Consider the following 13,040-nt stretch of genomic DNA (forward strand, 5'->3'; position numbering starts at 1 on the left):
GGGGGCGGGCGCCAGTGTTTCGTCCCAGAAAGCAAAATATGACTGATTTCCTTGATATCCACACCACAAGTGCCGCAGACCTTCGGGCAATGATCGACAGCGCCCATGCGATGAAGGCGGCGCGTAATGGTCGCCCCAAGGGCACGCCGGATGATGACCAGCCGCTTGCGGGCCATATGGTCGCGCTGATTTTTGAGAAACCCTCTACCCGGACGCGCGTTTCTTTTGATGTCGGCGTGCGCCAGCTGGGCGGACAGACGATGGTGCTTTCGGGCAAGGAAATGCAGTTGGGCCACGGAGAGACCATCGCCGATACCGCCCGCGTTTTGTCGCGCTATGTCGATCTGATCATGATCCGTACGTTCGAGGAGGCCACCTTGCAAGAGATGGCCGAACACGCCACTGTGCCGGTGATCAACGGGCTGACGAACCGCACGCATCCATGTCAGATCATGGCCGATGTGATGACCTATGAGGAACATCGCGGCCCGATTGCGGGCAAGAAAGTGGTCTGGTGCGGGGATGGCAATAATGTCGCTGCCAGCTTCTTGCATGCGGCGGGGCAGTTCGGTTTCGATTTCACCTTTACCGGCCCGAAAACCCTGGACCCTGAGGCGGAATGGCTGAATTTCGCCCGCGACAAGGGTGTGAATATAGCGGTAGAGCGTGATCCGGCCAAGGCCGTTGCGGGGGCTGATCTGGTGGTGACGGACACTTGGGTGTCGATGCATGACCCGGAATCGGCCAAAGAGCGGCGTCATAACCAACTTCGCGGTTATCAGGTGAATGAGGCCTTGATGGCGCTGGCCAAGCCGGACGCGCTGTTCATGCATTGCCTGCCTGCGCACCGCAATGACGAGGCGACATCGGCGATCATGGACGGCCCGCATTCGGTGGTCTTTGATGAGGCGGAAAACCGGCTGCACGCGCAAAAGGCGGTTATGCGCTGGTGCTTGGGCGTCTAGGTCACGTCCCGCGAGGCTTGGCGCGCAGGGTCGGGTCGGCATCTCGGGGGTCTTCGGGCCAGGGGTGGCGCGGATAGCGCCCCCGCATATCCTTGCGCACATCGGCATAGGAATTGGTCCAGAACCCCGGCAAATCCATCGTGACCTGCACGGGTTTACCGCCCGGCGACAAGAGCGTGATACGCAGCGGCAGCGCCTTTGGTCCGACACAAGGGTGTGTCGTTACGCCAAACATCTCTTGCAGGCGCAGTTCGATCTCCGGTGCCTCACCGTCATAGTTTATCGGGATGCGGCGACCCAAGGGGGTCGTGAAATGGCTCGGCGTCAGCCGGTCCAGAAGCTGGATCGCATCCCACCCGAGATAGGCGCGCAGGGCGTCCGTCAGATCCAGATTGCGCAGCTGACCTTCGGATTTCAACCCGCTCAGATAGGGCAGCAACCAATCGGGGTTTTCCAGCAGGGCGGCATCCGACAGATCCGGCAGCGCGCTTCCGTCTTGGCGGCACAGATCCACCCGCGCCCTGAACCGCGCGGCGGCGGGCGTCCACGGCAGGCCGATCACCCGCAGGCCGTCAAAACCGGCGCGCGCCATGGCCTCTGGCGGGGCATCGGGCCAGATCCGGTCGTCCAGGGTCAACGCCCCGAAACGCTCTTGTCGCCGTGCGATGATCTTGCCATCGCGGCGCGACCATTCGCAGACGTCCACCCATGTAAGCTGATCGGCGTAAAGCGCGCGCAATTCGGCATCCATCAGGGGGGCGGCTTGGCGGATGCGGGCCTCGCGGGTGTCGCCGTCCAGATCGGTGGCGACGATCAGGCGGTGATTGGCCAGCGGTGCGCCTTCCTCCATGATCGCCCCTTTGCCACCCGACAGGATAAAGCGCAGGGCATCACCTTTGCGGCGCATCCCGATGCGGTCGGGATAGGCGAGGGCGGCAAGCTGGGCGGTGCTGAGATCGCTGGGTTTGTCACGCCGTTTCAGGCGCTTGGCCTCTTGCTTGATGCGCTCGATCACGCCGCGGTCGGCATTGTTTTCGGCCGCTGTCCGCGGGTTGGTGATGGCCGCGACCCGTCGTCCCAGATCGGGCGGGGCACCGCGCAAGGGGTCGCGCTCGGCCAAAAGGGCGGCCAGCGTTGCGGCATCCGGCCCGCCCCCTGCGGTTTGGAGCATATGGCCAAGACGGGGGTGCAACGGCAGGGCTGCCAAGGCGCGCCCGTGGTCGGTGATCCGCCCGTCTTTGAGCGCGCCGAGTGAGGTGAGAAGGGTTTGCGCCTCGGCCATCACGCCCGGATTTGGCGGGGTCAGAAACCCCAGCCCCTCGGCGCTGCCCCAAAGCGCGAGTTCAAGCGCCAAGGGGGTCAAATCGGCGGCCTCAATTTCAGCGGGGGGGAAGGGGGCAAGCCCGCCTTCCTCGCCTTTGGTCCAAAGCCGGTAACAGGTGCCTTGCGCCACACGGCCCGCGCGGCCGCGCCGTTGCTCGGCCTCGGCCTTGGTGACGCGTTCGGTGACAAGGCGCGACATGCCGGAGTTGGGATCAAACCGCGCGCGGCGTGACCGGCCCGCATCCACCACCACGCGGATATCGGGCAGCGTCAATGAGGTTTCGGCAATGGCGGTGGCCAGCACGATCTTGCGCCCCGAAGCTTGGGGGGCAAGGGCGGCGCGCTGGCCGGCAAAGCTCATATTGCCAAACAGGGGCCGGATTGTGCACCCCTCGGGGAGGTGGTTTTTCAGCGCGGATTCAGTGCGCCGGATCTCGCCCTCGCCCGGCAGAAAGGTCAACAAGCCGCCCTCGGGGCATTCCTTTAGCGCCTGCAGGATAAGGGCGGCGGTCTCGGTTTCCAGCCGCGCGCGGGCGGGAAGGGGGCGGGGCAGCCAGCGGGTTTCCACCGGAAAGGCGCGGCCCTCGGATGTGATCAACGGTGCGTCGCCCATCAATGCCGCAACGGGGGCGGCATCCAGCGTGGCGGACATGACCAAAAGCAGAAGATCTTCGCGCAGGGCGCTGCGGATTTCCAGCGAGAGGGCAAGGCCAAGATCGGCGTTCAGGCTGCGCTCGTGGAATTCGTCGAATATCAGCGCGCCGATGCCGTCAAGGCCGGGGTCCGATTGGATCATACGCGTCAGGATGCCCTCGGTGACCACCTCGATTCTGGTGGCGCGGCTGACCTTTGCCTCACCGCGCACACGGTAACCGACCGTTTGCCCTACCGGTTCGCCCAGCGTTTCGGCCATCCGTTCCGCCGAGGTTCGCGCAGCAAGGCGTCGCGGCTCCAGCATTAGGATACGGCCGGAGCAGAGCTTGGCCTCCAGCATTGCCAAGGGCACGCGGGTGGTTTTGCCGGCACCGGGGGGGGCCTGAAGCACGGCCATATTGCGGGCGCGCAGGGCGTTCAGCAGACGGGGCAACGCCTCATCAATTGGGAGGGGGGCAGTTGGTTTCACGAGGCTCTTATCGGCGTTTCATCGCCGCTTTACCATAGATGGATTGCATCGCCACTTCGGTAACCCGCATCCGGCCATTGTCCAGCGGCTGATAGGTCAGGGTAAAGGGAAAGACGGTGCGCTCGGCCATTTCCTCGGCGGAAAAGCCTTGGATGCGGATGTATTGGCCCGAACAGATCACCGCGTTCCCTTGCTTTGACAGATTGGCAAGGGCGATGGAGCTGACATAGCGGCCATCGTACATTTTCAGCGAAACCTTGCATTCCTGCCCTGCATCCACATCGCGCAAAATCGCATAGAGGGCGGTCAATGTGTCGACGGTGCCCCCCATTGTGGCGGGGTCCACATCCTTGTCACGGCCCTTGCGAGGCGGGGTGTATTGCACCGCATTGGGGATACCGCGCGAATAGGTCATTGTGCTGGTGGATTGTGTTTTGCCGTTATCGGCCTCTTCGACATAACTCGACGGGGTGTATCTGGTGCCGTTTATGCGCCCCTTTGCGGTGGCGCGGTAGCTGATCTTGCGAAAGATCGCGGCAATTCCGGCGCTTTTGAGCAGGCCGGAGACGGCATAGCGGTTACCTTCTTCCACGCCCGAAAAGGCGAGCGAGGCGGCGTTGATGCCACGGATCACCACATCAAATGTGGCCTTGTCCTCTATGCGTTGGGCATGGGCGATGCCGGGCAGAACAAGCATGAGGCTAACGGCAAGCGTGCGAAATGATGCAGTCATACGGTCCTTCTGGGGCGGCATTATGGAGGTGGAGTGCGGCTTTTTGGACATTTTCTCCCCTTTGCTCTGGCATATAGGGATCGGACGGGGCACAAAACCCCAAACCATGGCGGAGAGGGTGACAATGGCGTCAGCTTGTCCGAATACAAGCGGAACCTTGCCGGAGCTGTCGTATGAATGTTTCAGAACTTGCACAAAAGGTAGCAGCGGGCGATCGGCGGGCCTTGGCGCGGGCGATTACTTTGGTGGAATCGGCGCGCGCCGATCACCGGGCGCAAGCGCTGGAACTGGCGGATGCCTTGCGCGGCACACAGCGGCAAGCGCTGCGGATCGGGCTTTCGGGCACGCCGGGGGTGGGGAAATCGACCTTTATTGAGAGCTTTGGTTTGATGCTGGTGGCGCAGGGTTTGCGCGTGGCAGTGCTGGCGGTGGACCCGAGTTCGGCACGGTCCGGGGGATCGATCCTTGGCGACAAAACCCGGATGGAACGGTTGAGCCGTGAACCGCTGGCCTTTATCCGCCCGTCACCTAGCCGGACGCATCTGGGCGGTGTGGCGCGGCGCACGCGTGAGGCAGTGGCCTTATGTGAGGCGGCGGGATTTGACGTAGTGCTGATCGAAACCGTGGGGGTCGGGCAATCCGAAACCGTGGTCGCGGAACTGTCGGATCTGTTCATCCTGCTGCTTGCGCCTGCGGGCGGGGATGAGTTGCAAGGCGTCAAGCGTGGCATCATGGAGATGGCGGATATCATCTTGGTCAACAAGGCTGATGGCGATTTGAAAGCGGCCGCCACACGGACCCGCGCAGATTATTCGGGTGCCTTGCGCCTGTTGCGCCGTCGCCCGCAGGATCCGCCGGATTTCCCCAAGGCTTTGGCCGTTTCCGCACTGGAGGAGGATGGTCTTGCAAAAGCCTGGGAAGAGATGCAGGCGCTGAAAGAGTGGCGCCGCGAGCATGGCCACTGGGAGCGCCGCCGTGCCGATCAGGCCCGTCACTGGTTCGAGGATGAAGTGCGTCAGGGGCTGTTGGCTGCCTTGACCGCCAACCCCGATATTCGCGCGGCGATGCAGTCCACAGGCGATGCAGTTGCGCGCGGAGAGGCCACTCCCGACAGTGCCGCTGCCAAGGTTCTGGCGCAGATGGCTGCCCGCGACTGACCTTGCGCGGGTACCAGCGTACGCTGGTCTTAAGCTGAATTAACCCAATGCCGCCATTCTGGCCGCTGTCATGGCAGGCCCGGATTGGGCTCGTCTTGCGATTGGCGCAAAAAGATGAGGGTTTGGATCGATGAATATGGCGATTACCGACGGGCTGGTGCTGACACCCCCCCCGTTTTCAGCTGGGCTTGACTTGTGGTCGCGTGAAAACGGCACGCCGGGAACGGGCAGCTATGCCGGGCAGGCAAATGCGGCCTTTGTGCCGGCGGATCAGGATTTCGGCGGCTGTTTGGAACTGACGAAAACCTCGAACACCCAGCAGCTGCGATCTTATGGTGAGACGCCGATTATTCCGGGATTGTATTTGCGGGTCTCTGCCAAGGTGAAGGCGGTTTCGGGCAATTTCCCAACGGTGCGGATTGCGGGTTGGGCCGGTGCATCGGATAACACAAATGTGTTGGGTGTGCCGCAGGTGGGGCCGGCGGTAACACTGACGACCTATGGCGAGATCGTGACGGTTTCTGCGATTATTGCCACGGGCAACCGTTCGGGTGTGGATATGCCTTGGGGGCTGACCCCGGTTTACGGCCATTTCGGTCTGGATCTTACGGGCGCCAACGGGGGCGTGGTGCGGATTGATGATATTGAGATCGAAGATATCACCGGTGCCTTCCTGCGTGATCTTATGGACTGGGTGGATGTGCGCGACTTTGGCGCGCGCGGCGATGGTGTTACCGACGACTCCGCCGCCTTTGATGCCGCCGATACCTATGCAAGCGCCAATGCGGTTTCGATCCTGATCTCCAAGGGGACGTATTTTCTGAATACGAATGTCACCTTCAATAACAAGGTCCGGTTTGAGGGTACGGTTTCCATGCCCGATGAGTTCCGCCTGTCGTGTACGCGCGACTACAATCTCGATACCTATGAGGCGGCGTTCGGCGATGAGGAAGAGGGCTTTCGTCGCGGGCTTCAGGTGCTGTTCTATTTCACCGATCACGCGACCTTTGATCTGAGCGGCCGACGTGTCCTGTTGACCCGTCCGGTGGATGTGGCGGCCGTGGCCGGGATGGACAAGCTTGTACAGCGACGGGTGTTGAGCAACGGGCAGATCGAGGCCGAAATCTCGACCGAGTGGGAAAGCGAAACCGCGACATCGGTTGCGACCTATACGCCGACAACAAATGCGATGCGGCTGACCAATGTGGCAAATGTGGCCAATATCATTGTCGGTTCCCGGGTGACAGGAACGGGTGTGGGGCGTGAGATTTACGTCGCGTCCAAGGATGTCGGTGCGGGCACGGTTGAGCTGAGCCGCCCGCTTTGGGGGGCTGCCGGTTCGCGCAACTATACATTTACCCGCTATAAGTATCTGCTCGACTTCAGCGGTTTTGTTAATTTGGGCCGGTTCGAAATGACCGATATCGAGTTCAAATGTAATGGCCGTTCCAGCGGAGTGATGTTGCCCTATGCAGGTATTGGCACCCGTTTTGCTGATTGCGTGTTCAACAGCCCCAAAGACCGTGGCATCACTTCGATCTTTGAAGGCTGTCAGGGTCTGTTCGTAGACCAGTGCCAGTTCTTGTCGAACGAGCAGCCGTTGCGGGTTCAGGACCGCACCACCATTGCGCTGAATGTGAACGCCAATGATCCCAAGCTGCGCGATAACCGCATCGTCCGCTTTGCGCATTTTGCGGTTCTGGCAGGGTCTGGCAATATGATCATCGGAAACCACTTCTTTCAGGGGGATGACCAGCCGGCGGGTGTGCGGCGCGCGGGGATCGTGTTCACCTCGACCAATGTGAAAACGCTGATCACCGGGAATTACATTGATAACTGCTATATCGAATGGGGGAATGAGCATGATCCGGCACCGGAGTTTAATTCAGAATACTCCTTTGGCGGGCTGACGGTGACGGGGAATATCTTTACCTCGACGGATACGTCGATCTCGTTCAACTATTTCATGATCAAACCTTACGGACCGGGCCATTTCATCAACGGGCTTACGTTCAATGACAATGTGTTCCGCACAGTGAACGGCAATATCGATCGGGTAGAGGCGGTCGATACGACCCATGCAACGCTGGACTACAGCCGTTTTCGCAATGTGATCTTTGCGGCGAATGCTTTTAACGGGGTGAACCAGATCACGCAAAGCCCGGTGGTGATCCAGCACGATCAGAACACCGAAGCGGAAACCTGGGTTGTCGACACAGCAGGCTTTTTGCCCTTTGGGTCGCGGGCGCGTAACGTGCAATCGGTTACGGCCGAGGGCGGGATACGGACGGCGGGCAATGTGCTTGATTATTCGATGCCCTATGTCGAGATCGAAAAAGGTGTGGACTCGCGCCAGATCTACGTGCGCTGGCCACGCGCCCTGAAAGGCAGGGTTCAGGCAGTGATCCGCTGCGACAATCCGAACTAACCTTGGATAGATGCGATAGGGGCGGGCTGGAAACGGCCCGCTTCTTGCTGTGTGGCAAGCGGTCTTCTTGCGGGTCTAACGCCCTGCGTACCCGGTGCGTCGGGCTGCGAATCAGTCGAATCACTTGGACGAATACTGTGCTTGTGTGCTGGACGCCGGGGTATTGCCTCTTGACGCGTGACCTCGGGTCAGCTTTCATCACTGCACCGGATATAGGCGGAAAGGCATAATTTATCACCGCTTTGTGAACGCCTATCGTTTTGAAAAACAATGTCAAAAAATTGTCATAATTTTCACGATTTACAAAATACTTGTCCTTTTGGTAAATAAATTTACAGAAATATCATTGTTTCAAAAAGAGTACGTAAATCTTGACGGATGCGCTATAGTGAACTCCTGACCATGGCGGCTGCTACAGGCTGTAATGGTTCGCGCCAGGGCAGAGTGATGCCCGCAAAGAGGAGGAATTGTAATGTCGCAGCCCGTCCAGGCCCCTACGGTCTATCCCGCTTCTGATGAGTTCGCCGCCTCGGCACATGTTGATGCCGCGGGTTATGAGGCGATGTATTCGGCTTCTGCCGCTGATCCGGCTGCCTTTTGGGCCGAGCACGGCAAGCGAATTGACTGGATCAAGCCCTATACCAAGGTAAAGAACACCAGTTTTGAGCCGGGGAATATATCAATCAAATGGTTTGAGGACGGGCAGTTGAACGTGTCAGCCAATTGCGTTGACCGCCATATGACCACCCGCGCCAACCAGACCGCAATCATCTGGGAGCCGGACCACCCCGACACCCCCGCCCTGCACATCACCTATGCGCAACTGCTGGAAAACACCTGCCGCATGGCCAATGTGCTCAAGGCGCATGGCGTGACCAAGGGTGACCGCGTTGTGATTTACCTGCCGATGATCCCCGAGGCTGCCTATGCCATGCTGGCCTGTGCGCGGATCGGGGCCATCCACTCGATCGTTTTTGCGGGTTTCTCGCCTGATGCGCTGTCAAACCGGATCAACGATTCCGAGGCGAAATGCGTGATCACCGCCGATTTCGCCCCCCGTGGAGGGCGCAAGACCGCGCTCAAGTCCAATACCGATGCGGCCCTGCTGCATTGCGATGACCGGGTGAAATGCCTTGTCGTCAAGCACACCGGTGATCAGACCACTTGGGTTTCCGGTCGCGATATCGACGTAAAGGCCGAGATGGCCGAGGTCAGCCCCTATTGTTCCTATGTTGAGGTGAACGCCGAGGATCCGCTGTTTATCCTCTATACCTCCGGTTCGACCGGTAAACCCAAGGGCGTTGTGCATACCTCGGGCGGCTATCTGGTTTATGCCTCGATGACGCATCAGATGACGTTCGATTACCATGACGGCGATGTGTTCTGGTGTACGGCCGATGTGGGCTGGGTCACGGGGCACAGCTATATCATCTATGGCCCGCTGGCCAATGGTGCGACCACGATCATGTTCGAAGGCGTTCCGACCTATCCCGATGCGGGCCGCTTCTGGGAGGTTTGCGCCAAGCATAAGGTCAACCAGTTCTACACTGCGCCCACCGCCATTCGTGCATTGATGGGTCAGGGGACGGAATGGGTGGAAAAGCATGACCTTTCCAGCCTTAAACTGCTCGGTTCCGTCGGGGAGCCGATCAACCCCGAGGCATGGAATTGGTACAACACCCATGTCGGCAAGGGCAAATGCCCGATCGTCGATACATTCTGGCAGACCGAAACCGGTGGCCACCTTATCACCCCGCTGCCGGGCGCCATTGCGCAAAAGCCGGGATCGGCAACCAAGCCGTTCTTTGGCGTCAAGCCTGTGGTTCTGGATGCGGCAACCGCCGAGGTGCAGACGGAAACCGCTGCCGAGGGCGTCTTGTGCATCAGCGACAGCTGGCCGGGCCAGATGCGCACCCTCTGGGGCGATCACACCCGCTTTGAAGAGGCCTATTTCAGCCAGTATCCGGGCTATTATTTCACGGGTGACGGCTGCCGCCGCGACGATGACGGCTATTACTGGATTACGGGCCGTGTTGATGATGTGATTAACGTTTCCGGTCACCGCATGGGCACCGCCGAGGTCGAAAGCGCGCTTGTCGCCCATTCGATGGTCGCCGAGGCCGCCGTGGTCGGCTATCCGCATGAAATCAAGGGTCAGGGCATCTATGCTTATGTCACCTTGATGAACGAGGTGGAGCCGACGGATGATCTGCGCAAAGAGCTGGTCAAATGGGTCCGTCAGGAAATCGGTCCGATTGCCAGCCCCGATCTGATCCAATGGTCGCCAGGCTTGCCCAAGACGCGTTCGGGCAAGATCATGCGTCGTATTCTGCGCAAGATTGCGGAAAATGATTATGGCGCATTGGGCGATACATCCACGCTTGCCGATCCGTCGGTGGTGGATGAGCTTATCAATAACCGCATGAACCGGCGCTGACATGGGGGCGCAAACAACACCCCCCGCAGTCTTTATCTTGCTTGGCCCCCCCGGGGCCGGCAAGGGCACCCAAGCGCGAATGCTGGAGGAAAAATTCGGCCTTGTGCAACTGTCGACGGGCGATTTGCTGCGTGCAGCTGTGGCCGCCGGAACCGAGGCGGGCAAACAGGCCAAAGCGGTGATGGAGGCAGGCGGGCTGGTTTCGGATGATATCGTTCTGGCGATCCTGCGGGACCGTATGGGCGACGACGACACCAAGCGCGGCGTCATTCTTGACGGCTTTCCCCGCACCGCGGGGCAGGCCGAGGCGCTTGACCACTTGCTTGCCAGCACCGGTCAGCGCGTGAATTCGGTGATCTCGATGGAGGTCGAGGATGCACCGATGATTGCCCGCGTTGCGGGCCGCTATACCTGCGCCAATTGTGGCGAAGGGTATCACGATACGTTCAAACAGCCTGCAAAAGCAGGGGTTTGCGACAAATGCGGCGGTACGGACTTCAAACGCCGCGCCGACGATAATGCCGAAACGGCGGGGGCGCGCTTGAACGCCTATCACGCCCAGACGGCACCGCTTATCGCCTACTACAAGGACAGGGGCGTATTGGAAGAAGTCGATGCCATGGCAGATATCACAACGGTGAGCAAAGCCATGCAAGCCCGCGTCGCGCAGGTGATCGGCTAAGAAGGGAAGGCCGCCTTTCCATTTCGGAACAGCGGTGAGGGACTAAAAACAGGGAGTATACGCAATGGCGGACAAATCATCGTCCAACGCCTATTGGGCAGCAAACGTCAGGATCATTCTTATCAGTCTGGTCATCTGGTTCACCTGCTCATTCGGCTTTGGCATTCTTCTGCGCCCGATGCTTTCGGGTATCTCGGTCGGAGGCACCGATCTGGGCTTCTGGTTCGCACAGCAGGGATCAATCTTGGTCTTTTTGGTGCTGATCTTCTTCTATGCGTGGAAGATGGGCAAAATTGACGCCGAACACGGCGTGGACGAGTAAGGGAAAGCAGAAAAATGGATCAGTTTACCCTCAATATTATCGTGGTTGGTGCGACTTTCGCGCTTTACTTCGGTATCGCCATTTGGGCGCGCGCAGGTTCTACCGCCGAGTTTTATGCCGCAGGGCAGGGTGTTCACCCGGTTCTGAACGGCATGGCAACGGGTGCGGACTGGATGTCTGCGGCCTCCTTTATCTCTATGGCCGGCATCATCTCTTTTGGCGGCTATGACACTTCGGCCTATCTGATGGGCTGGACCGGCGGCTATGTGTTGCTGGCGATGTTGCTTGCACCTTACCTGCGCAAATTCGGCAAGTTTACCGTGCCGGAATTCATCGGCGACCGTTTCTACAGCCCGACGGCGCGTCTGGTGGCTGTTGTCTGCCTGATCGTTGCTTCGGTGACCTATGTGATCGGCCAGATGACCGGCGTTGGCGTTGCCTTCTCGCGCTTTCTGGAGGTTGAGGTTTCGACCGGCCTGTTTATCGGCGCGGCGGTTGTGTTCTTCTATGCTGTTCTTGGCGGTATGAAGGGCATCACCTACACGCAGGTTGCGCAATATGTCGTTTTGATCACCGCCTACACCATTCCGGCCGTGTTCATCTCGCTGCAACTGACGGGTCAGTTCCTGCCACCGATCGGCCTGTTCTCGGAGCATACTGCATCGGGCATGCCGCTTCTGGCCAAGCTTGACCAGATCGTGCAAGAGCTGGGCTTTAATGCCTATACCGGCCACACCGACACTACGTTGAATATGTTCCTGTTCACCATGTCGTTGATGATCGGTACGGCGGGTCTGCCGCATGTTATCGTGCGTTTCTTCACGGTTCCAAAGGTGTCTGATGCGCGGTCTTCGGCCGGTTGGGCACTGGTGTTTATCGCGCTGCTGTACACGGTTGCCCCCGCACTTGGTGCAATGGGCCGTCTGAACATCACCGATACCATGTGGCCAGAAGGCACCGCAGGCGAGGCTCTTTCGCTTGAGGCCATCCAGACCGAACCTGATCTGGCGTGGATGAAGAACTGGGAGCTGACAGGCCTCTTGGCGTTCGAAGACAAGAACGGCGACGGCAAGATCCAGTACTACAACGACAAGTCGACCAATGAGGCATTCAACGCAACTGTTGCTGAAAAAGGCTGGGCCGGGAACGAGCTGACCGTGAACAACGACATCATGGTTCTGGCAAACCCCGAGATCGCGAACCTGCCATCCTGGGTGATCGCGTTGATTGCGGCGGGTGGTCTTGCGGCGGCTCTGTCCACTGCGGCGGGTCTGTTGCTGGCGATTTCTTCTGCCATCAGCCATGACTTGATCAAAGGTCAGCTGAACCCGAACATCTCGGAAAAGGGCGAGCTTCTGGCCGCGCGGATCTCGATGTCGGTTGCCATCGTGGTTGCCACATATCTGGGGCTTAACCCTCCGGGTTTTGCGGCGCAAACCGTGGCGCTTGCCTTTGGTCTGGCGGCATCCTCGATCTTCCCGGCACTGATGATGGGCATCTTCTCCAAGCGCATCAACAACTCGGGCGCTGTGGCAGGGATGCTGGCGGTCTGCTGGTGACCATCGTGTATATCTTCTTGCACAAAGGCTGGTTCTTCATTGCAGGCACCAACAGCTTTACCGATGCTGATCCGCTGTTGCTGTCGATCAAATCAACTTCCTTCGGGGCGGTTGGTGCGATGGTGAACTTTGCGGTGGCCTATCTGGTGTCTAACGCCACCAAAGCGCCACCTGAACATATCCAGGAGCTGGTTGAAAGCATCCGCGTGCCAAGAGGTGCCGGTGCCGCAACCGGCCACTAAAAACACCGCACCCTCCGGCAATCATGTCGGGGGGTGTTTTCCCTTTTATGTCAGGACGCGAACCAAAAT

8 protein-coding genes and 1 pseudogene are annotated in these 13,040 nt (G+C 59.5%); 7 read left to right on the forward strand and 2 right to left on the reverse strand.

Features of this window, described 5'->3' with window-relative positions; genetic code table 11:
* Positions 1-38 precede the first annotated feature (38 nt).
* Positions 39-965 (forward strand): ornithine carbamoyltransferase, encoded by a 927-nt coding sequence (gene argF, locus AKU94_RS17050; protein WP_050528459.1) that lies wholly within the window; start codon positions 39-41, stop codon positions 963-965.
* A 1-nt stretch (position 966) separates the two neighbouring features.
* Here the strand turns inward: argF and hrpB are convergent, their stop codons facing one another.
* Positions 967-3,411 (reverse strand): ATP-dependent helicase HrpB, encoded by a 2,445-nt coding sequence (gene hrpB / locus AKU94_RS17055; RefSeq protein ID WP_050528460.1) that lies wholly within the window; start codon positions 3,409-3,411, stop codon positions 967-969.
* Between the two features lie 7 nt (positions 3,412-3,418).
* The gene (locus AKU94_RS17060; protein WP_157056597.1) at positions 3,419-4,144 is read right to left on the reverse strand and encodes a DUF3108 domain-containing protein; all 726 of its coding nucleotides are present in this window, start codon (positions 4,142-4,144) and stop codon (positions 3,419-3,421) included.
* Between the two features lie 173 nt (positions 4,145-4,317).
* On the opposite strand from AKU94_RS17060, the gene meaB reads away from it, so the two are divergent.
* From meaB to AKU94_RS17090, 6 genes and pseudogenes are all read left to right on the forward strand, one after another.
* Positions 4,318-5,301, forward strand: a complete 984-nt coding sequence (gene meaB, locus AKU94_RS17065) for a methylmalonyl Co-A mutase-associated GTPase MeaB (protein ID WP_050528462.1) — start codon at positions 4,318-4,320, stop codon at positions 5,299-5,301.
* 136 nt (positions 5,302-5,437) lie between these two features.
* Positions 5,438-7,729: a glycosyl hydrolase family 28-related protein gene (locus tag AKU94_RS17070; RefSeq protein WP_332307240.1), complete on the forward strand. Its 2,292-nt coding sequence runs from the start codon at positions 5,438-5,440 to the stop codon at positions 7,727-7,729.
* A gap of 472 nt (positions 7,730-8,201) precedes the next feature.
* Entirely contained in the window at positions 8,202-10,166 is a 1,965-nt protein-coding gene (gene acs / locus AKU94_RS17075) for an acetate--CoA ligase (protein ID WP_050528464.1), read from the forward strand.
* A 1-nt stretch (position 10,167) separates the two neighbouring features.
* Positions 10,168-10,848: an adenylate kinase gene (locus AKU94_RS17080; protein ID WP_050528465.1), complete on the forward strand. Its 681-nt coding sequence runs from the start codon at positions 10,168-10,170 to the stop codon at positions 10,846-10,848.
* A 64-nt stretch (positions 10,849-10,912) separates the two neighbouring features.
* Positions 10,913-11,170 carry a DUF4212 domain-containing protein gene (locus AKU94_RS17085; RefSeq protein WP_050528466.1) on the forward strand — a complete coding sequence of 86 codons (258 nt, stop codon included), beginning with the start codon at positions 10,913-10,915 and terminating at the stop codon, positions 11,168-11,170.
* A gap of 14 nt (positions 11,171-11,184) precedes the next feature.
* Positions 11,185-12,971: pseudogene (locus AKU94_RS17090) on the forward strand (sodium:solute symporter family protein).
* Positions 12,972-13,040 lie beyond the last annotated feature (69 nt).

Source organism: Pseudorhodobacter aquimaris (assembly GCF_001202025.1).
GTDB classification, from domain to species: domain Bacteria; phylum Pseudomonadota; class Alphaproteobacteria; order Rhodobacterales; family Rhodobacteraceae; genus Pseudorhodobacter; species Pseudorhodobacter aquimaris.